Origin of the sequence: Nitrospira sp., assembly GCA_035968315.1 — a bacterium.
Taxonomy (GTDB): domain Bacteria; phylum Nitrospirota; class Nitrospiria; order Nitrospirales; family Nitrospiraceae; genus Nitrospira_D.
This window is the reverse complement of record JAVYIN010000003.1, coordinates 36714-59463: the sequence shown is the minus strand read 5'-3', so window position 1 is coordinate 59463 and position 22750 is coordinate 36714. Positions and strand designations below refer to the sequence as shown.

Genomic DNA, 22750 nt, shown 5'->3' with positions numbered 1-22750 from the left:
TGTCCGGATTCAAGGGCGGAGGCGCGGGCTAGGCGGCTTGCGGAGACAGGGTATTCTGAATGAGCGTCAGCAGCTCGTCTGTATTGAAGGGCTTGAGAAGATAAGCGGTGGCTCCGAGCTTGATGGCGTCTTGGGCCGATTGGACGGTTCCCGATCCGCTGATGACGATGACTTTGATGCCGGCGAGGGGTTGCAGATCCCGTAGCAGCTCGATGCCGGTACGGTCCGGCAGGCCCACATCCGTAATAATGAGGTCGATCGGGTGATGGTGGATGATGTCGAGGGCGGCGTGAACGGTATTGGCGGTATGGACACGATAGTGCGGGCCTAGCAGGGCCGCGAGGACTTCTCGTGGGCCGTCCTGGTCCTCCACGATAAGAATGGTCAGAGCCTGTGGCGCCTGAGGGCTCATGCGTTACTTGGTCTCGGGTGAAGGCCCGTGTTCTATCCGAGGCATCCGAAACGGTTGAGTTATCCCAACATTTTGAAATCTACGCTGCTAGGTAGGGGCCGTCAATGAAGAATGTCTCTCGATCCATTAGGCCCTATTATCTAGGGCATGGTGGATCGGGGTCGGTGGTTGGAGGGTTAGGGCAGATGCGCAACGGTGTGTGCGACCCGAGCGTCCAGCGAGAGGATGCCGCGACCGATGTGGTGGACCTTGGCCGAAATCCGGTCGTCGTGACAGAGCCCGGCGATCAAGGTGTGGATGTGTTCTATATAGGCGTCGTGGAGTGCGGCTTTTCCCGGTTCAGGAACCAGGGGAATGCCGGGGGGGACAATGATCAGAGTGGAGAAATACCGGTTGGTGGCCGCGAGGCAGTCCGTAAGGTATTGCGTGAAGGCGGTTTCGTTGAGCGTGGTGGTGCCATGAATGTCGGCTAATGTGTATGCGGCCATGTCCAAGGGGGTCCGGTCGCTGATGAAGGGGCCTGCTGCCTGCCGCCATACGGCCTCTCCGGCGGCTAAGATTTCTTGTTGAATCGCCAACCTGGTGTCAAAGGCCATCGGTTTGGCCGGATCCAGCCCGTGCTGTTGGAAGATGTGGCTCGTGTGGGTTTTGAGAAACGGAATGCCCGTTGCGCGGCTGACCGCTTGCGCCAGCGTGGTTTTCCCGACTCTGTGCGCTCCGCAGAGACCAATGCCTGATGTCATGCGCGATTTCTCGTGTGGCGAATCCCGGTCTCTCTGGCTCATGGCTGAGGCGTTCCGTGCGCGCTCACAATGGGGCGGGATCCTATGCCAAGGGTCAGTGAATAGCAAGAACAGGATCCTGGATAGAATCCACGGAGATTGCCGGTCGCAAGTCTATGTGCGGAGACTCGACAGGTCATCGCGCGGCGGGTCTTTTCCTGGATGAGGTTGCGGCGCCGATATTCTGGCTCTAGGCCTATCTAACTCGTTGAAATTAACATGAAAAGGCTTGCGACGACTCAGAGAAACTCTGTATGATGAGCCACTACAATATAGCTTTTTTCTAACTCCTACATCTATGTTGAAAACCGCCTTAAAACGCTACTTTCTCACCGGGGTGCTGGTCATTACTCCAATCTGGGGCACGATCCTTATCCTGAAGACATTATTTCTTACTGTGGATGGGATTCTTGGGAATGTGCTGGCTCAGATGGTGCCGGAACATTATGTGCCGGGACTCGGGATTGTGACCTTGCTGGTGTTGATTTTCACGGTCGGACTCTTGGCCGCGAACTTCATGGGGCGGCAAATTGTGCGGATGTGGGAGGACTGGCTCAACCGTCTTCCGCTTGTGCGGGGCATTTATTCCACCTTGAAGTCGATGATGGACATCCTCTCGTTTTCGGACCACGGGTCGTATCGCCGCGTGGTGCTCATTCAATTTCCCAAGAACGGCCATTATTGTTTTGCGTTTGTCACCGGGATGACGAAGCCGGAGACGTCGGACTTGGGCCAGGATCCGTTGATTCACGTCTATGTGCCCACCTCGCCGAATCCGACCTCCGGCTATTTTCTGCTGGTGCCGGAGCGTGAAGTGTCGTCGGTGGACATCAGCGTGGAGGAAGCCATGAAGCTCATTGTCTCGGGCGGGTTGTATGTGCCTGCGACGTCGATGGCGTCGGTGCTCGAAGCGGATGCCAAGTGGAGCGGTGTGAAGCAGCCTGCGGCGGGAGTGCCGATCGGATGAACACGGCGCGCGCGGCATCGATGGCTTCGTTGGGTGTGGTGGTGATGGCGGCAGGCCGCGGCACGCGCATGCAGTCGAATCACGCGAAAGTGCTGCACCGTATTGCCGGGCGGCCCATGATTCACTACGCGCTCGATGTGGCCCGCCATGTGGCTGGGCATTCCGTGGCTGTGGTGGTCGGACATCAGGCTGACGCGGTGCGCCAGGCGGTGGACTCAGCCCTGTCGGGACCGCGAGACGGGGCGCCTGTCCATATCGTCGAACAAACGCAGCAATTGGGGACCGGCCATGCAGTGTTGCAGGCCCGGCCAGTGTTTGTGTCCGGCAAGGGCAAGCTGCCGGCGGCCTATCTCATCCTCAATGGCGATACGCCGTTGTTGCAGGAAACGACAGTGCAGGAATTGTTGCGGGTTCATCATGCGTCCGGTGCGACCGTGACGATGTTGACAGCCCTGCTCGACGATCCGAGCGGATATGGGCGGGTCGTGCGCCGGGCTGCTGTTAGAACGCAGGATGGCCTGTCCGCATCCGGCGATGTCGTGAAGATCGTCGAACATCGTGACGCTACGCCGGAGGAACGCGCCATTCGGGAGATCAATGTCGGGACGTATGTCGTCGACGGCGGGTTTTTGTTTGCGGCGCTGGACAAAGTCGAACCGCACAACGCCCAAGGCGAGTATTACCTCACCGACATCGTCGATATGGCGGTCACGCAGGGGCATCGAGTGTCGGCCATGGCGTTGCGTAATCCGGATGAAGGGCTTGGCGTGAATACGCGGCAACAGCTGGCCGACGCCGAAGGCGTGATCCGCCAGCAGATTCGCGCCCGATGGCTGGAGGCGGGTGTGACGATGGTGGATCCCTCGTCAACCTGGATCGAGGCCGGCGTGGTGATCGGCCAAGATACGATCTTGCACCCGCACGTAACTCTTGAAGGCCTGACGGTCATCGGTGAGGGCACGACGGTCTATTCCGGCGTGCGGATCAGCGACTGTGTCGTCGGCAACCGCGTGGAGATTTTGGATCACTGTGTGCTGCATGAGTCGCAGATCGATGACGAGGCGCATATCGGGCCCTTCGTGCATTTGAGGCCTGGGGTGCGGGTGCGGCAGAAGGCCAAGGTGGGCAATTTTGTCGAGATGAAAAAGACCGATCTCGGCGAAGGCGCCAAGGCGAATCATCTCAGCTATCTGGGCGACGCCACGATCGGCAAGGGTGTGAACATCGGGGCGGGCACGATCACCTGTAATTACGACGGGGTGCATAAGCATCGGACGGTCATCGGCGATCATGTGTTTATCGGGAGCGACACGCAGCTGGTCGCGCCGGTGACGATTGGCGCCGGGACGGTGATCGCCGCCGGGACGACGGTGACGCAGGATGTGCCGTCCGATTCGCTGGTCATCGCCCGTGTGCAGCAAGTCACTCGTGCCGGATGGGCGGCCAAGCGGCGGGCGTTGCAGGCCGGGGGCACTCGTGAAACGAAACACGTGAAAGGTGAAACGGCTTCGGCTCGTCTCGCGCCTCGCGTGTCACCTGTTACGAAGAAGCAGCCGTTGAATTCGAAGGGCAAGCCAGTCAAGAAACGCACTAGAGGATAAGCGATTATGTGTGGCATCGTTGGCTATGTCGGGAATCAGGAGGCGGTCCCTATCCTCATTGGCGGGTTGGCCAAGCTGGAGTATCGCGGGTACGATTCGGCCGGCGTCGCGGTGCTGCAGGGGGAAAAAATTGAGGTGCGCCGGAGCGTCGGCAAGCTGGTCAATCTCCAGCAATCGCTCAAGGCGAAAGAGTTGAGTGGGACAGTGGGGATCGGTCATACCCGCTGGGCGACCCACGGCAAACCGTCGGAGCAAAATGCGCATCCCCATCGCTCGAAGGGTTGCGTGCTGGTGCACAACGGCATCATCGAAAACTATCAGCCCTTGAAGCAGCAGTTGGAAAAAGAAGGCTACAAGTTCCAGTCGGAGACGGACACCGAAGTCGTGGCGCATCTCATCGACAAGTATCTCCAAAAAGGCAAGGGGCTGGCCGATGCGGTTCGCGCGGCGACCAAGGACGTGCGCGGGAGTTACGCGCTGGCCGTCATTTCGGAGCAAGAGCCGGGAACGATGATCGCGGCGCGATCCGGCTGCCCGCTGGTGATCGGCCGGACGAAAGACGCCTCCTTCGTGGCCTCCGATGTCATGGCGATGCTGGCTCATACGCGGGATGTCACCTATCTCGAAGAGGGCGACGTGGCTGTGGTCACCCAGCACGATGCGCAATTGACCGATGCCGACGGGCATGCGGTGTCGCGGAAGCCGGCCAAGATTACCTGGGATGCGTCGGCGGCCGAAAAGAGCGGCTATCCCCACTTCATGCTGAAAGAAATTCACGAGCAGCCGCAGACGATTCTGGATACGATGCGCGGGCGGTATTCGTACGAAACCGGCGAGGCCGATCTGCCGGATATCGGGCTGACGCCGAAGGAGTTTGCGGCCGTGGACCGGATCTGGATCGTCGCCTGCGGCACGTCCTGGCATGCGGGCTTGGTCGGCAAGTACTTGCTGGAGGAAATGGTGCGCACCCCGGTCCAGGTCGATATCGGCAGCGAGTTTCGCTATCGGGATCCCCTGGTGGGCAAGCACGATCTTTTCGTGACCATCTCACAATCCGGCGAGACGGCCGATACCTTGGCCGCGGCTCGCGAAGCGAAGGGGAAGGGCGCGAAGGTCGTGTCGATTGTGAACGTCGTTGGCAGCACGCTCGCGCGCGAGTCTGACGGCGTGCTGTATACCCATTGCGGACCGGAAATTGGTGTGGCCTCGACGAAGGCCTTTACCGCGCAGCTGACGGCGTTGTACTTGCTGGCCCTCCACCTGGCGCGGGTACGGAAGGTGATGGCGGTCGCCGATGGCAAGGCCTGGCTGGACAGGCTGGTCCGCTTGCCGGCCTTGGTGGAGCGGGTGCTGGGGCGGGAAGCGGAAATTGTGGCCATTGCGAAACGCTATTACAAGAAGCGGAATTTTCTCTTTCTCGGCCGCGGGATCAACTTCCCCATCGCGCTCGAAGGCGCGCTGAAGCTGAAAGAAATATCCTACATCCATGCCGAGGGCTATGCGGCCGGCGAAATGAAGCATGGGCCGATTGCGCTGATCGACAAGGATATGCCGGTGGTGGTGCTGGCGCCGAAAGACCGTCTGTATGAAAAGACGGTGAGCAATCTGATGGAAGTGAAGGCGCGGCGCGCGCCGGTGATCGCATTTGTGGCTGAAGGGGAGCGCGAGCTTGGGAAGACCGCCGATGCGGTGTTTACGATTCCGGAGACGCATCCCTTGTTGTCGCCGATTCTTTTCACGATCCCGTTGCAACTGCTGGCCTATCACATTGCCGTGCTGCGCGGGGCGGATGTGGATCAGCCGCGGAACTTGGCCAAGAGTGTGACGGTGGAGTAACGGGGCGGAATGACGCAGGTTTGTCTTTAGTGTGAGAGCCAGTTGTCCCCGCCGGGGCCTCTCCATTTTGAATCAGTGCCCTATCCCGATAGGCGGCTGTGAGGCACGCATCCCAGAAGAGGCGTGAGATCCTGGGGCACGGAAAAATCACGTCTGCCCTCATTGGGACTCCAGGGCGATCCGCAGGAATGTTTGAGAGAAAATCAATAAGGATATCTGGCGAAGTAAGGCGAGAACCGTGGAGCGGGGGAGTTGCGCTAGTTGTTTTGCAGCAACCGCTCAAGTGTTTCGACGATCCGCTCCGCCGTTTTGCCGTCCCATTTGGGCGGAATGGCACCTTTTTTCCACTGTCCAGCCATTAATCGCGCCAGCGCCGGAGGCAGCTTGCTCGGATCGGTTCCAATCAGTTCGTTGGTTCCGATTGTGATGGTCTCGGGACGCTCGGTATTGTCGCGCAGAGTGAGGCAAGGCACGCCGAGTACGGTCGTTTCTTCGGTGATGCCGCCGGAATCGGTAATTACCCCACGGGCGTGTTTCACCAAGTAGTTGAATTCAAGGTAGCCGAGCGGTTCGACATAATTCAGTTGCGGCATTTTGCTGTCGAGATCGCGCAGATTCTTGGCGGTCCGGGGGTGAACCGGAAACACCACAGGCAATCCACCGGTGCCTTCTGCTATCGCATGCAGGAGCCGGAGTAATTGCTGCTCCCCGTCGACATTTGCCGGGCGATGCAGCGTGATCACGAAGTAGTTGTTTGGTGTTAGATTGAGGGAGTCCCAGCACGCTGGAGGGCGCAAACGCGGGAGGTGCTTGAGCAGCGTGTCGATCATGGTGTTGCCGACGAAGAAGATGCGATCGTTTGCAACACCGCTCCGGCGGAGATTGTCGTTGGCGGTCTCACTAGTCGTGAAAAACCAATTCGTAATAGAGTCCGTCACGACTCGGTTGATTTCTTCCGGCATCGTCCAGTCTCCTGAACGGATGCCACCTTCTACATGTGCTACCCGTAATCCCAATTTGCGGGCAGCGATGGAACAGGCCATGGTCGAGGTCACATCTCCAACGACGAGACAAAGGTCGCTCTTCTGTTTCAGCAGGACCTTTTCATAGGCCACCATAATAGCGGCGGTCTGTTCAGCCTGTGTCCCGGAACCGACCTCCAGATTGATATCCGGGTCCGGGATTCCGAGTTCTTCGAAGAAGCTGCCTGACATCGCACGGTCGTAATGCTGGCCTGTATGGATGAGGCGAAAACGCAACGAACCGCCTCGCTTTTCGGCCGCGTTGAGCGCGTCAATAATTGGCGCAATTTTCATGAAATTGGGCCGAGCCCCTGCAATAAGGTCAATATGGTTCATTGGTTGGCCTTGATTAGCACGAATACACCCACCTTGGCGCGCTGTCGAGGAAGTTATGGCCGGTTTAGAGATGGGAGATACGCGGCCTGTTCAAAATAAAGCTATCTGATTCCTTCGGTTTGCGCAACGGATAAACATTTTCGACAGGTGGTTGCTTCTCCCTCTTCCAAAGGCCTGGTACATCCAGAACGCCTGGTTGTCACTACGTATTATCACCTTGCAGTGAGGATTTATTCGAGGAGGGTTATTTCCTGTCAAGCGGTACGTAATTCAGCAAAGGCTGCTGTATGGGGAGCGGAGTCTGTCTTGCCGTAAATCTTCGACATGTGGGAGGGGCTGTTTGCATAGTTCGCATGGCTGCGATGTCGTTTTGCGCTTGAATTTCCCTGGAATTTCTATGGGTTCAGTGATATTCTCCTCTCAAAATATGTCATAGTGGAAAAGTATGCTGGGTGTATTGGGGCCGGTCAATGGGATGTTGTTCGAGGACGTGTTGTTCTGAATTCCAATCCCCGTGGGGGTTGTGTCAAATTTTCTACTGGTGAGCGAGGCCGGGCAATGGAAATTACGAGACAGGATGTTGAAAAAGTGGCGAAGCTGGCGCGGCTAGATGTCTCGCCGTCGGAGACGGAGGCGTTTGCCAAACAGCTGAGCCAGATTCTGACCCATGTCGAGCAGCTGAAGCGGTACAATACGGATGGGATCGAGCCGACGGCGACGGTGTTGGGGCAGGTGAATGTGTTTCGTGAGGATGTGGTGCGGCCGTCGCTGCCGGTCGACAAGGCGCTGGCGAATGCGCCGGAGCGTGAGGCGGACGGGTTCTGTGTGCCGAAGATCATCGAATAACATGCTGTGAGTGGTGATGAGTGATGTGGGATGGGGGGAACCCCTAGAATCCACCGGCTCTCTTCACATACATCACGGATCATTTTTCACTCATTGCGAGGTTTGTACATGTTTCGACAAATGTTGCGGTCAAAAATTCATCGCGCCACGGTGACGGGGGCGCATCTGGAGTATGAAGGGAGCTTGACGGTCGACGAGGATCTGCTCGATGCCGCCGGCATTCTTCCCTATGAAGCGGTCGTGTGCTCGAATTTGAACAACGGCGAGCGGTTCATGACGTACGCGATCAACGGCAAGCGCGGCGGCGGCGAGATCGTGCTGAACGGCCCGACGGCCCGCAAAGGCGCCGTGGGCGATCAAATCATCATCTTCTGCTACGAGTACTACAGCGAAGAGGAAATCAAGACGCATGCGCCCAAGATCGTGCGGGTGAATGAAAAGAATAAGATGATCGACGCGTCGGCAAAACGATGAGCCTCCACAAACTGACACTCTGTGAATTGCAGCGAAAATTCACCGCGGGAGAAGTCACCGCGTCGGAAATCGTCCGCGCCTATTTTCTGCGCATCGGCCAGGTTGAACCCAAGGTGAAGGCCTATGTGACGCAGCAGAAAGAGCAGGCGGCGGCCCAGGCGGCGGCGCTGGATGAGAAGTTGAAAGGCTGGCGGAAGACGCAGCCGATGACCGCCATGCCCCTGGCCATCAAGGACAATCTCTGCACCGAGGGGGTGGCGACGACCTGTTCGTCGCGCATGTTGCAGCAGTTCGTGCCGCCCTATGACGCGACCGTGATCGGCAAACTGCGCGCGCAGGATTATCTCCTGCTCGGTAAAACCAATCTTGATGAGTTCGCCATGGGCTCGTCCACGGAAAACTCGGCGTTCGGCCCCAGCCGGAATCCCTGGAACCTCCAGTGTGTGCCGGGCGGATCGAGCGGCGGGTCGGCGGCCGCGGTGGCGGCGGATGAATGTGTCGCGGCGCTCGGGTCGGACACCGGCGGGTCGATCCGGCAGCCGGCGGCGTTTTGCGGCGTGGTCGGGCTGAAGCCGACTTATGGCCGTGTCTCACGTTACGGGCTGATTGCCTTCGCGTCCTCGCTCGATCAGATCGGGCCCATTACGAAGGATGTGGCGGATGCCGCGTTCCTGTTGGGCGTGATTGCCGGTCATGATCCGATGGATTCCACGTCGGCTGATGTGCCCGTGCCCGATTACATGAAGGCGCTGAAGAAGAAAGATCTGAAGAAGCTGAAGGTTGGGATTCCCGCGGAGTTCTTTGCCGAAGGGCTCGATCCGGAAGTCGAGCAGGCGGTGCGGGCGGCAATTGAGGAATTGAAGAGTCTCGGCGGCGAGATCAAGGAAATTCAGCTGCCGAGGACGGATGCGGCGGTGGCCGTCTACTACGTCATCGCGACGGCGGAAGCGAGTTCGAATTTGGCCCGGTACGACGGGGTCAAGTTCGGCCTGCGGGCAAAAGACACCAAAGACCTGCTGGAGTTGTATACGAAGACGCGGCAGGAAGGGTTTGGGCCTGAGGTCAAGCGGCGGATCATGCTCGGCACCTATGCGCTGAGTTCCGGCTACTACGACGCGTATTACGGCAAGGCGCAAGCTGTGCGGACGCTCATACGTCAGGATTTCGATGCGGCGTTCAAAGAAGTCGATCTGATCGTCACGCCGGTCACGCCGACGACCGCCTTCAAGCTGGGCGAGAAGAGCGAAGATCCCTTGCAGATGTATCTGTCGGATATCTTTACCATCTCGGTCAATCTGGCCGGTTTGCCGGCTATTGCCGTGCCCTGCGGATTCAGCAACGCAGGCCTGCCGATCGGGCTGCAGATGATTGGCCGTGCGTTTCAGGAGGACACGATCTTGCGGGCGGCCCATGCCTATGAGCAAGCGACTCAGTGGCGGACGAAGAAGCCGGTGGTACGGTAAATCGTGAAACGTGAAAGGTTAAACGTGATAGGTGGGGATGTAGTAGGAAAGACGGCCACGTCCTCGACGGTTGACGTTTTACGTCTCATGTTACACGCGTCAGGGAGGCCTTATGACCATGATTGAAATCGCTGCTCTTGTGGTTGCGCTGGCTTTTGCGGTGTTGGTGGGCTATCTGGTGCCGGTCTTGATCCAGGTGCGGAAGACCGTGGCTGAGTCCGAACAGTTGCTGGAGAAAATGAATACGGATCTGCCGCCGCTGATCGCGGAACTGCGTGTCATGAGCCAGAACGTGAACGACCTGGCGGGGCAGGTGCGCGGCGGGGTCGAGCATGCGGCGGTGCTGCTCCATGCGGTTGGTGAAGTGGGGGAGTCGGTGCAGCAGGTGCATGATGTGGTGCGCGGCTCGGGCGGCACACTGTTGACCAACGTGGCGAGCATGGTCGCGGGCTTCAAGGCCGCGTCGCAGGTGGTGCGTGAACGGTGGCGAGGGGAAGGAGACCATCACAATGGCGGATGATCGCGGAGCCTCAACCGCAGCAGTGATATTGGCATTTGTGAGTGGCGCGGCCCTGGGAGCGGTTGCGGCGCTCTTGTTGGCGCCCCAGTCCGGCCGGGAGTCCCGCGAGCAGCTTCGGGGCTACGCGCGCCGGGCGGAGGAGAATTTGCGCGATTTGGCGAGCCGGGCCGGCGAGACATTCGAAGAGGCGGTCGATCAGGGGAAAGAATTTGTCGAAGCGAAAAAGTCGGTGCTGCGCGAGGCGGTCGAGGCGGGCCGTGAGGCGATGCAGCGCGAACGGGATCGCGCGCGTGGCGAGGAACAAGGCTGAGGATGAACTACGAAGTTGTCATTGGGGTCGAAGTGCATGCGCAGTTGCGGACGAAGTCCAAGCTGTTCTGTGGGTGCGGGACCACGTTTGGGTTGTCCCCGAACAGTCAGACTTGCCCGGTCTGTCTGGGGCTGCCGGGCACCTTGCCCGTCATCAATCGCGCGGCGGTTGAAATGGCGGTCCGTGCCGGGCTGGCGCTGAACTGCACGATCGGAACGAACAACCGCTTTGCGCGGAAGAATTATTTCTACCCCGATTTGCCCAAGGGCTATCAGATTTCACAGTACGAAGCGCCGATCTGCGAACATGGCTGGATCGAGATTGCCGCCGGCGAGACGACAAAGCGTGTGCGCATCCGCCGCGCACATCTTGAGGAAGACGCCGGAAAGAATGTGCATGAGACAGGTACCAGCGGCAGCCGCGTGGATCTCAATCGTGCCGGGACGCCGCTGCTGGAAATCGTCACCGAGCCGGATATGGGCTCGGCGGATGAAGTGGTGGCCTATCTCAAGGGGCTGCGCGATGTGCTGATGTATCTCGATGTGTGCGACGGCAACATGGACGAAGGCAGTTTCCGTTGCGAGCCGAATCTCTCGCTCCGTCCGGTGGGGCAGAAGGAGTTCGGCACCAAGGTCGAGTTGAAGAATATCAATTCCTTTAAGTTTGTGAAGGATGCGATCGAGTATGAAGTGAAGCGGCACACCAAGGTGCTGAATGAAGGCGGCAAGATCCGGCAGGAGACGCGTCTCTGGAATCTTGAGCGTGGCGAAACGGCCGTGATGCGTTCAAAAGAAGAGGCGCATGATTACCGCTATTTCCCGGATCCCGATCTCGTTCCGCTGAAACTCGATCCGAAGTGGGTCGAAGGTTTCCGGAGCTCGGTGCCGGAAATGCCGGTGGCGCGGCTCAAGCGCTTCGTGAGCGAATTCGGGTTGCCGGATTACGATGCGGGTTTGTTGACCGCCTCGAAGGGCCTTGCCGACTATTTTGAAGCCTCTGTGAAGCTCTTCAATCAGCCCAAGACGGTCAGCAATTGGGTGATGGGGGAGCTGACGCGGGAGTTGAACACGTCCGGAACCGACGTGAGCGCGTCGCCGGTCTCCCCGGAGCGGCTGGTTAGTTTGTTGGAGCTGGTGGACAAAGGCACGATCAGTCTGAAAGTGGCGCGCGAGATTTTCCCTGAACTGTACAGCAGCGGGAAGACGCCGGAGCAGATCGTTCAAGAGAAGGGCCTCACGCAGGTCTCCGATGAAGGGGCTCTGGAAGCAATCATCGATGACGTGCTGGCCAAAAGCTCGGCGCAGGTGGCGCAGTTCAAAGAAGGCAAACCGCAGGTGGTTGGTTTTCTGGTCGGGCAGGTGATGAAGGCGAGCGGCGGCAAGGCCAATCCAGGCAAGGTCAATGAGTTGCTGAAGAAGAAATTGAGCCGTTAGACATTAGGTATTCACGAAGGAGCGTGGAGACGTATGAGTTCGATTGTAGACATTAAGGGCAGGCAGATTGTTGACTCACGTGGAAATCCTACGGTTGAAGCAGAGGTGACGCTGGAGAGCGGCGCGGTTGGCCGGGCGGCGGTGCCGTCTGGCGCGTCGACCGGTGAAAAGGAAGCGATCGAGCTGCGTGATGGCGATAAAAAGCGCTGGATGGGGAAAGGCGTTTCCAAAGCTGTGGCGAATATCAGCAAAGTCATCTCGCCAGAACTGTTGGGGCGAGAGGCGCTTGATCAGGCCGGCATCGATCACGCCATGATTGCGCTGGATGGGACGAAGACCAAAGGCAAACTGGGAGCGAATGCGATTCTCGGTGTGTCGCTGGCTGTGGCCAAGGCGGCGGCGAATGAAACGGGGCAGCCGCTCTACCGGTATCTGGGTGGCACGAATGCCCGAGTGTTGCCGGTGCCGCTGATGAACATCATCAACGGCGGCGCGCATGCCGATAATCGGCTGGATCTGCAAGAGTTCATGATCATGCCGGTCGGCGCGAAGACGTTCAGCGAGGCGCTGCGCATGGCGACGGAAGTGTTTCACACATTGAAGGGCATCTTGAAGAAGAAGGGGCTCAATACGGCGGTGGGCGATGAGGGCGGATTTGCGCCGGATTTGCAGTCGAATGAAGAGGCGCTCAGTCTCATCTCGCAAGCGATCGAGGATGCGGGTTACAAGACGGGGAAGGATATCGCCCTCGCCTTGGACTGCGCCGCGAGTGAGCTGTACGACAAGGGCCGGTATACCCTGGAAGCGGAAAAGAATCCGGAGCGCTCCTCGGAAGAGATGGTCAGTTATTACAGCAAATTGTTGGACCGGTATCCCATCCTTTCCATCGAGGACGGGTTGAGTGAGTTGGATTGGAAGGGTTGGAAGACGCTCACCGAGAAGCTGGGCAAGCGCGTCCAGCTCGTCGGCGACGATATTTTCGTCACGAACGTGGAGATCTTTGCCAAGGGCATCAAGGAAGGCATCGGCAACTCGATTCTCATCAAGTTGAACCAGATCGGGACGCTGACGGAAACCTTGGATGCGATCGAACTGGCCAAGCGGTCCGGCTATACGGCAATCATCTCGCATCGGTCCGGCGAGACTGAGGATACGACGATTGCGGATGTGGCCGTGGCGATGAACACGGGCTTGATCAAGACCGGCTCGCTGTCTCGTACCGACCGGATTGCGAAGTACAATCAGTTGTTGCGGATCGAGGAAGAACTGGGGCGCACGGCGGTGTATCTTGGCCGAGAAGCGGTGCCTGGACGTCTCTAATTCGAGCAGCGCGAACGCATGATTATTAAACAAAACCGAGGCAGGCAGTGGCTGGACTGGCAGCGGCGTATGCTGACTGTGGCTCAGGTGATTGGGGCCGGGGCCTGTGTCTGGCTGCTGGCGGCGCTGCTCTTCGGTGAGATGGGGCTGCCGCGCTATCTGTCGATGCGGGATCATGCGGCGCAATTGGATCGCGAAATTCTGGCGTTGCGGCAGGAGAATGGCGGGTTGCGCGGAGATATTTCACGGTTACAGCACGATCCGGCCAAGATCGAGCAGTTGGCTCGAGAGCGGTTGGGCTATGTCCGAAAGGGGGAAACGGTGTATCAGCTTTCACCGGAGTCCGCGAAAGAGCGGCCTCTTCAGGAGGGGCGATGAAGTTCGGGACGGTGGCGATCATCGGCCGCTCCAACGTCGGGAAATCGACGTTGATGAACCGGCTGCTGGGCGAAAAGATTGCGATTGTCTCGGAGAAGCCGCAGACGACGCGGACGAGAATTCTGGGCGTGGCCCATGTGCCTGGCGCGCAGATTGCGTTTCTCGATACGCCCGGCTTGCACAAGCCCGATCACCTGTTGAACCGCCGGATGGTGCGGACGACGGTGGACACGCTGGATGACGCCGATGTGCTGTACGTGATCATGGAGGCGGTTCATCTGCCGGGTCCCGGCGATCTGGCGGCGATCGGCCATGTGAAAACCGCGCTGGCGGATCATCCACGGCCGGTGATTCTGGTCATCAACAAAGTCGATCTAGTCAATAAGCTGAAGCTGCTGCCCGTGATCGAGGCCTATGCCAGATTGTTCCCCTGGACGGAGGTGGTCCCGGTCTCGGCGGAAACCGGGGACAATGTCGATCGTTTGTTGGCGGTGACGGTGGCGCATCTCCCCGAAGGCGAGGCGGTGTATGACGAGGATATGGTCACGGATCAATCGATGCGGACGCTGGCGGGGGAGATGATCCGCGAGAAGATTTTGCAGGCCACGGAGCAGGAAGTGCCCTATTCGGTGGCGGTGGAGATCGAGCAGTTTGTGGAAGAAGGCAAGCTGGCCCGCATTCATGCCGTGATCCTGGTGGAGCGTGAAACCCAGAAGGGGATTCTCATCGGGAAACATGGTGACCGGTTGAAGGCGATCAGCACGCAGGCGCGCTTGGATATGGAGCGCCTGTTCCGGATGAAAGTATTTCTTGAGGTGTGGGTAAAGGTGCGGGAATCCTGGCGGGAAGACGAGCAGACGCTCGCCGAATTGGGCTATTGAGAGGCCTGTGATACAGCCAACTGAAAAACCAGTCGAGGTGAAACCGGTCGAGCCTCGTCCACGTTCGTCGGATCGGGATACGATCCGTGAGACCTTCCGTGATCAAACGGAGCGCGGGCAGACCAAGTCGGATATCGTGCTGCTCTCCGTGCAGCGGCTGTTGCGCCGCGGCGCGATTACGAACCTTGCGAAGATGCTGGGCCGCATGCACCCGGCGGACGTCGCGAAGGTCGTGACCCACCTCTCCTCTCCCAAAGATAAGCGGGAAGTGTTCGAGCTGGTCCGCGGAGAAATGAAGCGCGGGCAGGTGTTGAGCGAGCTCGACGGCGACAGCATTCAGCAAGTCCTGGCCGATTTGCTGCATTCCGACATTGCCTGGCTGTTGAAGGATTTGGGGCCGGATGACGTCGCCTATATTCTCGGGTTCCTGCCGGAAGAGCGGGGCAAGGAAATCCTGGCCCTGATGAAAACGGAGGACTCGACCGAAGTCGCCGACATCCTGAAATACCCCAAAGATACGGCCGGTGGCATCATGACCACCGAGTTCTTCTCGATGTCCGAGGACGCGACCGCGCAGGAGGCGATTCGGCGGCTGCAACAGGCGACCGACGCCGAAATGGTGTTTTACATTTATGTGACGGACAAGGACGAGCATTTGGTCGGTGTGTTGTCGCTCCGCCAGCTGTTGACGGTTCCGCCGGCGACGCCGCTGAAGAATCTGATGGCGCGCGATGTGATCAGCGTGGCGGTCGATATGGACCAGGAGGAAGTGGCGCGGCAGGTGGCCAGCTACAACTTGCTGGCGATTCCGGTCGTGGAGAAAGACGGGAGGCTGGTCGGGATCATTACGGTAGATGACGTGGTGGACGTCATTCGTGAAGAGGCCACCGAAGACATGCTGAAGATGGCCGGCGCGATCGAGGAGGATTCGGTCTCCAAGTCGTCAAGCTTCGGGGCGGCCAAAGTCCGGCTTCCCTGGCTCTTCACAAATCTCATCGGAAGCCTCTTGTCCGGGGCCATTTTGTGGTATTTCCGCCTGACGATCCAGGAAGTCGTGGCCATTGTCAGTTTTATTCCCGTCATTGCCGCGATGGGCGGCAACGTGGGCTTGCAATCGTCCACACTGATTATCCGCGGGCTGGCGACCGGTTTGGTCGAATTGACCGATGTGCGCTCCGTATTTTTCCGCGAGGTCAGGATCGGGTTGCTCATGGGGCTCGCGTGCGGCATCATGCTGACCATCGTCGGGTGGGCGTGGCATCAGGCCTTTCTGGGCATGGTCGTGGGAGCGTCGCTGATCATTGCCTTTCTGGTTTCGACCAGTATGGCGACCATTATGCCGGTGATCTTGAAGCGCATGGGCGTAGATCCGGCCGTGGCGGCCGGCCCGTTCGTCACGACGGCTAACGATATTACCGGCATCACCATCTATCTCTCGCTGGCGACGTTGTTCTTGGAACATCTCCGGTGACGCGCCGGCCGCGTGCTCGATCCGGCGCGCATCCTCTGCGAAAGGGCCCGGGGTCATGCCCCTCGTAAAGACCGCCGCCATCATCCTCAAAAGCCGCAAATGGGGCGAGGCGGACCGGATCGTGACGTTCTATACGAAAGAATTGGGGAAGATTCGCGGAGTGGCTCGCGGCGCCAGGCGGATGAAAAGCCGGTTTGGCGCGTCGCTGGAACCGTTTACACGATGCCATTTGAATTTGTTCGAGAAACCCGGCGATTCGCTCTACCGCATTTCGCATGTGGATGTGCTCGAGTCCTGCCAGTCGTTGCGGGAAGAGCTGGGGTTGATGGCTTGCGCCGCGCGCATGGTCAATGTGGTGGGCGCGGTGACGCCGGACGGCGATCCGGATCCATCGCTCTTTGAGACGCTGGCGCAGGGACTGGGTTCGCTCAAAGCGAGCCGCGATCCGGTGTTGACGGCGCTGCTTTTCCAGATTCGGCTCTTAGGCCTCACCGGATTTCGCCCGCAAACCGATCATTGTGCGGCCTGCGGGATGACGCGCTTGATGGGGGATCCGCATTTCTCCCCGCTGGCGGGTGGGTTCGTCTGTCTGAGCTGCGCGGCCAGGCAGATGGCGCGTTGTGTGGCGATGTCGCGGGGAAGTCTGTCATTTCTGCAACAGGCGATCCGGATGGCGCCTTCGCTGCTGACGAGGCTCAAAGCCACCGGCCAGGTGCGGGCCGAGGTCGAGCAGGCGATCGAAGGGTATGTGACCGTGGTGGCGGGCCGGCGGTTGCCACCGGTGGATTTCTTGGCGGCCATGCCGTCAGTCTAATGAGCGTATGAGGAGTGCCGGCGTGAGTACTGAAACAGAACTGTATCCCAAAGACATGCAGTGGCTTGAGAAGGGTGTCTTGGGCATCGAGTGGAGCGATGGGCACAAAGGTGTCTATCCCGTTCGGGCGCTCAGGCTCCATTGCCCTTGTGCCGCCTGCGTTGATGAGTGGTCTGGCGAGCGCCGACTGAAGCCCGACGATGTGCCCTTGTTCATCATGGCGCAGGATATTCAGCCGGTGGGCCGGTACGCGCTGCAATTTTCGTGGAGTGACGGCCATGATACGGGGATCTACTCGTATGCGCTGTTGCGGCAGCTCTGCCAATGTAATGTCTGCATGCCGGTCAAGCCGGTCGAGCCGAAAAGCCGCCGATTGTTATAATCCGAGGAAGGAATAGCGTTGTGATGATACGGGTGCTCCGAAAGGCGGAAGGCCAAGCATGTAGGGCTTTCGCCCTGGTTGGCCTGGTGACGCTCCTCGTCACGATGGGATGTCAAGGGATGCCGCCATTGGGGGAGCAGGAGCGGCTGGTGCGGGATCGCCAGTTGACGCTCTTGAAGGTTTCTCCCATGGCTGTGGTGAATGTCTGGGGCAAGCCGGTTTATCACCATAGTGAGTTCACGCAGTTTTTTGTGATGCCGGATATGACGATGGTGCCTCGATCGCGGGTGGCGATCGGCGAAGTGCCGGCCGGATGGGACGCGGCAGTGGATGCGGGAGACGGCGTGTTTCTTGGCTACCCCGAACAAGGGTGGTTGTTGGTGTTCTTCGACGATCGGCTGGTCTATCGGGAAGAGCTGAAGGCGGATGAGGTGCATAAGCTTGGAAAGGCATGGCAGTATGAGGATCGTTTCAGGACCCGCCTTGAGGGTGCGTCTCCTCGCTAGAAATGCTCTGCAGTGACAGGCATGTCAGAACCTTACGATACACATAGCCTGAAAATTGTGATGGCCGCATCAGAAGCGGTGCCGTACGCCAAGACCGGTGGGCTGGCGGATGTGGTTGGGGCCTTGCCGGGCGAATTGGCCAGGTTGGGGCACGACGTCACCCTGATTCTTCCTCGGTACCGGAGTTTCCATACTCACGCACGCGCGCTTCGAGTCGTCGGCACGATTTCGGTGCAGACTGCCAAGGGGCTGGTCGATGCGACGCTGGAAGAAGAGCTGCTTCCTACTGGTTCGCACAGCTTGCCGGTGCGGATATTGGCCGTTCGGCACGACCCCTACTTCGATCGAGAGGGGTTGTACCAAGGACTGGGAGGGGATTATCCGGATAATCTCGATCGGTTCGTATTTTTTAGCCGGGCGATTCTTGAGGTAGTGGCGTGTTTGGCCAAGATGGGACAGCAGACGCCACATGTGCTGCATTTGCATGATTGGCAGACGGCGCTCTGCGCGGTGTACGTAAAAACCGTAGAGCGTCATCGGAAGGAGTTCCAGAATATCAAGACGGTGCTCACGTTGCATAATGTGGGGTATCAAGGCCTTTTCCCTGGCAATCAGTTTGCGGCAACGGGTTTGCCGGACTCACTCTTTACCCCTGCCGGACTCGAGTTCTACGGCTCGGTGAATCTATTGAAGGGTGGGATGATATTTGCGGATGTCGTCTCGACCGTCAGTCCGACCTATGCAAAAGAAATTATGACTTCTGCGTATGGATTTGGATTGGAAGGCGTGCTGGCTGGTCGCAAAGATGGCGTACTCGGGATTACGAATGGGATCGATGTAGAGGGTTGGAATCCTGAAACGGACGCATCTCTTCCTGCCCGATATTCAAAAACCGATCTGTCGGGCAAGCGAGTCTGTAAACGAGCGCTGCAGCAGGAGGTGGGACTTCCCAATTCAGCGATGCCTCTTATGGGCGTGATTGGGCGGCTGACTTCACAAAAGGGGTTTGATCTCCTCGTGGAAATTATCCCTGAGCTGATGGCGCTCGGGGTGCAGCTGGTCATATTGGGAACGGGTGATCGGGATCTCGAAGGCCGGTTCCGGGAGGCGCAGGCACGGTACCCGCAACAAATTGGATTGTCTCTCGGATTTGATGAAGGGCTGGCCCATCGCGTGGAGGCCGGGGCGGATATCGTGGTGATGCCGTCGCGCTATGAGCCATGCGGGCTGACCCAGCTCTATAGTTTGCGGTATGGCACGGTGCCGATCGTGAGAAAAACGGGGGGACTGGCCGATACGGTCGTGCCGTACAAGCCGAGCACGCTTCAGGCGGGGGAAGCGACGGGCTTTCACTTTGACGAAATATCGGCGGATGCGTTGCTCTCAGTCGTCCTCTTAGCCTTGAAGGTCTATGAGGATGAGCAGGCGTGGAGATCTCTTCAGCAAGCCGGGATGTCTGTCGATAGTTCCTGGGCGCGGGCGGCAAGGGAATATACTGCCGTGTTTCGAGGCGTAGCGGTACATCGTTGATGCGATGCGCAAGAGAGCAGCTACTACGGCGTTTTTAGAGAGATTTGAACGCCAGTCTCTATTTCAGCAAGGAAATTTTTAGCTTGTGCGAGATAGAAAGATGGCGTTTCGTCGTGGGCGTGGAGTGTGAGGACTTCCCCAAAAGCCTCGCGGGCAAGATCGATCCGTCCTTGCCCTAGCGCGACTTGCCCCGCGTGGAGCGAGCAGGAAGAGGCCATGGCCCGCACATCGACGGATAGGCGTGTGGCTGGAGTGGTCACCAGGCGTTCAAGCTTCACGGGCATGGGCAACACGAACCCGTCATATCGGTGATTCGTCAAGGCCGCTTCCGTTAGCGTATCCATATCCACGCGAGTTGCCTGAAGGTCTGCGGTTGATTTGCAGTGGGTATAGGTTTCCCACAGGGTCATAAACTGTGAGTTGTCCAGTCCTGATGTGTTGCTGGGTGTCACTGTTTGGCAGCCTGAAGCTAGAAGCAGGACTCCGGCAAGTCCACCGATGATCTGGCTTTTGAAAGATGCGGCCACGCTGAGCTCCGTATGGCGAAAGAAAGAAGTAAATCTTATAAAGAGAACACTGCAATACGTGGGCCGCATAAATTTATAAGTAACACATTGAATTAATTGGCATAAATACATTTATGGACGTTAATGAATGTTGTGACAATTACTCACTGTGGTGTCTTTGCAACAGGGGTAGTATGGATTAAGAATTGAAGATTTGAACGAGAATCCCAGTTCTTGTGGTGGCGGTCGTCTTGCGCATGATGTGCTTGATGTGTTCTTTCACGGTTTGCTCCGTGATTTGAAGGGCGTTGGCAATTTCCTTATTTGTCCAGCCTTTCGCAAGATGTTCGACCACAGCTTGTTCGCGATTGGTGAGTTGAAACTTCTCTCTGGCCAGATCCGTATTGAGGTTTTGTTTTCGGCCAAGCTCTTCCATCGTGACAACGAGGCGCGCATGATCCACTCCCCCCCGATCAGGGAGGCCAAATCCTCGAAGCAGTACGGGCTGATTTGGGTCACCTGTGACCCGCTTGATCTCAAATTGTTCCCAGTCCTTGGCCTCAGTTCGCACATGGAGGGCTTTGATGATCTCTCCGCACAACTCTGTAAGGGCGGCGGGAAGGACTCCGTGAGCAGATCTCGCTGCATTTCCGCTCTGTTCAGCAGCATTGATCTTTTTGGCAAGTTCGGAGGCCTGCCGATTCATATGGAGCAACTGCATCGAAGCGGTCAGCACCACAATGCCTGAGCCAGCTCGTTGATCGGCAAGCCCATCTGATTGATCGATTTGATGAATTGCGTCAGTCATGGAGTAGTAAGGGGATCAGTTGGGTGGAACGGTTACGCTAGACAATCGAGTAAACTCTGATAAAGTCCTCAAAGTAGATCCGCACTAGAAAGAGTACCTAACCCTTTCGGGGGAGTCAATACCTACATTAGAGAAATGCAGCCTACCTCATCGGTATTGTCCATAGTGCTCGTGTCACCTATAGTTCTACGTAACCTCAAGGAAAGACAATTGAAGGCAGGTTTGCGAGTTATGATTGGTATGTTGACTGAGAGGGGCACATGCCCTCCTTGAGGAGAGTGCTAGGCCAATTGTTTGAAGGAAACGATACCTTTGCAGAGGAGGCGTCCAGTGGCACAGGGAGAGTGGGAATGGGCGACGGTCGATTGTCTAAAAAATCACAGTGAGCGGGTGGCCTTATTGCGGCCGATTCCCTACGAGATGACGTCCCCGGTCGAACGCTTTTCCGAGGGGCCTTCAGAGGGGCGGGCATTGTCGCTCAATATCAGCAACGGAGGGATGTTATTGCTGATGGATCAGGCTCCAGATGTTGAGCAGGTGTTGAAGGTATATGTTCCGACTCCGATCAGTGCGGCGGAGACGCCCACGCTTGCTGAAGTGCGGTGGACGAGAAAATTGCCGTTCGGACCGGCAAAAGATAGAGGGGCGTATTTTGTTGGCCTGAAGTTTATGTTTTGATCTAGGGCCCGTATCTGCGTACAGTGCGGCAACTGGGGCACGAGGTTTGAGGCTAGTGGCAAGTTCTGAGTCTGTCATGCTGATGAGGACAATTATGAATGTGCAGGGTGTTCTGTCGTTGATAATGGTAGCCGCTCTAAGCATTGCGTCGGAAGCGGTAGCCCAGCATAAGTCTACGGTGTCTAGCTCTGTGCAGGATTCAGGTTTAGAGAAGTCTTCGCTGATCGTCACAACGGATTATATTATTGGCCCGGAAGATGTGCTGGATATCACTGTGTGGAAAAACGCAGATCTTTCCAAAATCGTGCAAGTTCGTCCCGATGGCAAGATTTCATTGCCGTTGATCGGAGATGTGGTGGCAGTCAACCGAACCAGCGCACAATTGACCGAAGAGATTTCCACCCGGTTGAAGGCCTATATGGAAAATCCGACCGTGTCTATAGTTGTGAAAGAGGTCAATAGTTATGCCATTTTCGTGCTGGGGGAAGTTGTCAAGCCGGGGCGCTATCCATTGAAGAGTAAGACGACACTGCTTCAGGCGGTTACGCTAGCAAGTGGGTTTACGCCAGCCGCATCCAGAAACAAGATCGTAATATTTCGCTTTGCAAAAGACGGAGAGCCGTTGACGAAGATCAAGGCAAGTTATGATGACATTGTCCTGCGGGATGGAACGAATCAAAATATTGAACTGAAGCCCGGCGATACCATCGTGGTGCCATCTGAGTCGATGGTGGTCATTCCGGGCCGGTAGGCCTGGTTATCAGTGAGCCCAATCCAATCTAGAAACGCCACGATAGTTAATGTCTCGTCGGTCGTTGTACAAAAGGGAGATCTGATGCGGTTTGTAACCAGTTGGTTTCTTGTTGTGGTTATGGTGTATGGCACGACTGGCTGTGTCCAAGAGCAGGTCAACTATAAAGTTGATTTAGTGCCGCCGGGTGAGTTTCTGTTAGGTCCGGAGGACGTGCTGATCGTAACGGTGTGGAAGAACCAGGACCTTTCTCGGGAAGTGGTAATTCGTCCGGACGGTATGATTTCGATGCCATTGATCGGGGATGTGCCTGCGGCGAATATGACGGCGAATAATCTTGCCAAACGCATTAGCGATCGACTCACCGAATATATGGCGTCTCCCATTGTGTCGGTACAGCTTAAAGAGGTGAATAGCTATTTCATTTATGTGATGGGGGAGATTTCGAAGCCGGGTAAATATCCGCTGAAGTCCTACGCTAATATTATGCAAGGGATTTCCCTGGCAGGCGGGTTTACTCCCTTCGCGAAGAAAAACAAAATTAAGGTGTTGCGTGTGACGACAAACGGCTCAGCAGAAAAGCAACAGATCGAAATTCCTGTCGAATTTGACAATATTCTAAAGGGAAATGCCACGGTGGGAAACTTCTACCTCCGGTCTGGCGACGTGATTGTGGTGCCCTAGTTGAACAGAACAAGGTGTGAGTACTGGGGCATAGGGATG

General features: G+C 57.5%; 25 protein-coding genes. 20 read left to right on the top strand and 5 right to left on the bottom strand.

Annotated features, from left to right (window positions below; genetic code table 11):
• Positions 1-28: 28 nt before the first annotated feature.
• Positions 29-412 carry a response regulator gene (locus RI101_02195; GenBank protein MEC4888846.1) on the bottom strand — a complete coding sequence of 128 codons (384 nt, stop codon included), beginning with the start codon at positions 410-412 and terminating at the stop codon, positions 29-31.
• A 176-nt stretch (positions 413-588) separates the two neighbouring features.
• Complete coding sequence (locus RI101_02190; GenBank protein ID MEC4888845.1) at positions 589-1155, bottom strand: AAA family ATPase; 567 nt, start codon at positions 1153-1155, stop codon at positions 589-591.
• Positions 1156-1492: 337 nt separating this feature from the next.
• Here RI101_02190 and RI101_02185 point away from each other — a divergent pair, with 337 nt between their 5' ends.
• From RI101_02185 to glmS, 3 genes are read left to right on the top strand one after another with little or no spacing between them, the layout of a single operon-like run.
• Complete coding sequence (locus RI101_02185; protein ID MEC4888844.1) at positions 1493-2161, top strand: DUF502 domain-containing protein; 669 nt, start codon at positions 1493-1495, stop codon at positions 2159-2161.
• A complete protein-coding gene (gene glmU, locus RI101_02180) occupies positions 2158-3762 on the top strand; it encodes a bifunctional UDP-N-acetylglucosamine diphosphorylase/glucosamine-1-phosphate N-acetyltransferase GlmU (protein MEC4888843.1) in 1605 nt (534 codons plus the stop codon). The genes RI101_02185 and glmU overlap by 4 nt, the downstream gene beginning before the upstream one ends.
• A 6-nt stretch (positions 3763-3768) precedes the next feature.
• A complete protein-coding gene (gene glmS / locus RI101_02175) occupies positions 3769-5598 on the top strand; it encodes a glutamine--fructose-6-phosphate transaminase (isomerizing) (GenBank protein MEC4888842.1) in 1830 nt (609 codons plus the stop codon).
• Between the two features lie 257 nt (positions 5599-5855).
• Here the strand turns inward: glmS and wecB are convergent, their stop codons facing one another.
• On the bottom strand, positions 5856-6956 hold the full coding sequence (gene wecB / locus RI101_02170) for a UDP-N-acetylglucosamine 2-epimerase (non-hydrolyzing) (protein MEC4888841.1): 1101 nt from the start codon (positions 6954-6956) through the stop codon (positions 5856-5858).
• A gap of 558 nt (positions 6957-7514) precedes the next feature.
• Here wecB and gatC point away from each other — a divergent pair.
• The 14 genes from gatC to glgA all read left to right on the top strand — a co-directional run bounded on the left by gatC (position 7515) and on the right by glgA (position 19284).
• A complete protein-coding gene (gene gatC / locus RI101_02165; GenBank protein ID MEC4888840.1) occupies positions 7515-7802 on the top strand; it encodes an Asp-tRNA(Asn)/Glu-tRNA(Gln) amidotransferase subunit GatC in 288 nt (95 codons plus the stop codon).
• A 108-nt stretch (positions 7803-7910) separates the two neighbouring features.
• Complete coding sequence (locus RI101_02160) at positions 7911-8276, top strand: aspartate 1-decarboxylase (protein MEC4888839.1); 366 nt, start codon at positions 7911-7913, stop codon at positions 8274-8276.
• Entirely contained in the window at positions 8273-9739 is a 1467-nt protein-coding gene (gene gatA, locus RI101_02155) for an Asp-tRNA(Asn)/Glu-tRNA(Gln) amidotransferase subunit GatA (GenBank protein MEC4888838.1), read from the top strand. The genes RI101_02160 and gatA overlap by 4 nt, the downstream gene beginning before the upstream one ends.
• 112 nt (positions 9740-9851) lie before the next feature.
• The gene (locus RI101_02150) at positions 9852-10259 is read left to right on the top strand and encodes a DUF948 domain-containing protein (GenBank protein MEC4888837.1); all 408 of its coding nucleotides are present in this window, start codon (positions 9852-9854) and stop codon (positions 10257-10259) included.
• Positions 10249-10569 (top strand): YtxH domain-containing protein, encoded by a 321-nt coding sequence (locus tag RI101_02145; protein ID MEC4888836.1) that lies wholly within the window; start codon positions 10249-10251, stop codon positions 10567-10569. The genes RI101_02150 and RI101_02145 overlap by 11 nt, the downstream gene beginning before the upstream one ends.
• Before the next feature lie 2 nt (positions 10570-10571).
• Positions 10572-12002: an Asp-tRNA(Asn)/Glu-tRNA(Gln) amidotransferase subunit GatB gene (gatB, locus tag RI101_02140; protein MEC4888835.1), complete on the top strand. Its 1431-nt coding sequence runs from the start codon at positions 10572-10574 to the stop codon at positions 12000-12002.
• 33 nt (positions 12003-12035) lie between these two features.
• Positions 12036-13322: a phosphopyruvate hydratase gene (eno, locus tag RI101_02135; GenBank protein ID MEC4888834.1), complete on the top strand. Its 1287-nt coding sequence runs from the start codon at positions 12036-12038 to the stop codon at positions 13320-13322.
• Positions 13323-13340: 18 nt separating this feature from the next.
• The gene (locus RI101_02130) at positions 13341-13700 is read left to right on the top strand and encodes a septum formation initiator family protein (protein ID MEC4888833.1); all 360 of its coding nucleotides are present in this window, start codon (positions 13341-13343) and stop codon (positions 13698-13700) included.
• The gene (era, locus tag RI101_02125; protein ID MEC4888832.1) at positions 13697-14581 is read left to right on the top strand and encodes a GTPase Era; all 885 of its coding nucleotides are present in this window, start codon (positions 13697-13699) and stop codon (positions 14579-14581) included. Before RI101_02130 ends, era begins: the two co-directional genes overlap by 4 nt.
• 7 nt (positions 14582-14588) lie before the next feature.
• Positions 14589-16052, top strand: a complete 1464-nt coding sequence (gene mgtE / locus RI101_02120; GenBank protein ID MEC4888831.1) for a magnesium transporter — start codon at positions 14589-14591, stop codon at positions 16050-16052.
• Between the two features lie 55 nt (positions 16053-16107).
• The gene (gene recO / locus RI101_02115) at positions 16108-16866 is read left to right on the top strand and encodes a DNA repair protein RecO (GenBank protein MEC4888830.1); all 759 of its coding nucleotides are present in this window, start codon (positions 16108-16110) and stop codon (positions 16864-16866) included.
• Between the two features lie 22 nt (positions 16867-16888).
• The gene (locus RI101_02110; protein ID MEC4888829.1) at positions 16889-17248 is read left to right on the top strand and encodes a DUF971 domain-containing protein; all 360 of its coding nucleotides are present in this window, start codon (positions 16889-16891) and stop codon (positions 17246-17248) included.
• A gap of 20 nt (positions 17249-17268) precedes the next feature.
• Positions 17269-17754: a hypothetical protein gene (locus tag RI101_02105; GenBank protein MEC4888828.1), complete on the top strand. Its 486-nt coding sequence runs from the start codon at positions 17269-17271 to the stop codon at positions 17752-17754.
• A gap of 21 nt (positions 17755-17775) precedes the next feature.
• On the top strand, positions 17776-19284 hold the full coding sequence (gene glgA / locus RI101_02100) for a glycogen synthase GlgA (GenBank protein ID MEC4888827.1): 1509 nt from the start codon (positions 17776-17778) through the stop codon (positions 19282-19284).
• Between the two features lie 23 nt (positions 19285-19307).
• Here glgA and RI101_02095 read toward each other — a convergent pair whose 3' ends face one another.
• Together RI101_02095 and RI101_02090 are read right to left on the bottom strand one after the other, a co-directional pair.
• Positions 19308-19811, bottom strand: coding sequence for a hypothetical protein (locus RI101_02095; GenBank protein MEC4888826.1), 504 nt, complete (start codon positions 19809-19811; stop codon positions 19308-19310).
• A 178-nt stretch (positions 19812-19989) separates the two neighbouring features.
• Positions 19990-20529, bottom strand: coding sequence for a LuxR C-terminal-related transcriptional regulator (locus RI101_02090; protein MEC4888825.1), 540 nt, complete (start codon positions 20527-20529; stop codon positions 19990-19992).
• 399 nt (positions 20530-20928) lie between these two features.
• On the opposite strand from RI101_02090, the gene RI101_02085 reads away from it, so the two are divergent.
• The 3 genes from RI101_02085 to RI101_02075 all read left to right on the top strand — a co-directional run bounded on the left by RI101_02085 (position 20929) and on the right by RI101_02075 (position 22711).
• Positions 20929-21276, top strand: coding sequence for a PilZ domain-containing protein (locus RI101_02085; GenBank protein ID MEC4888824.1), 348 nt, complete (start codon positions 20929-20931; stop codon positions 21274-21276).
• A gap of 94 nt (positions 21277-21370) precedes the next feature.
• Positions 21371-22027 (top strand): polysaccharide biosynthesis/export family protein, encoded by a 657-nt coding sequence (locus tag RI101_02080; protein ID MEC4888823.1) that lies wholly within the window; start codon positions 21371-21373, stop codon positions 22025-22027.
• Positions 22028-22111: 84 nt separating this feature from the next.
• A complete protein-coding gene (locus tag RI101_02075) occupies positions 22112-22711 on the top strand; it encodes a polysaccharide biosynthesis/export family protein (GenBank protein MEC4888822.1) in 600 nt (199 codons plus the stop codon).
• Positions 22712-22750 lie beyond the last annotated feature (39 nt).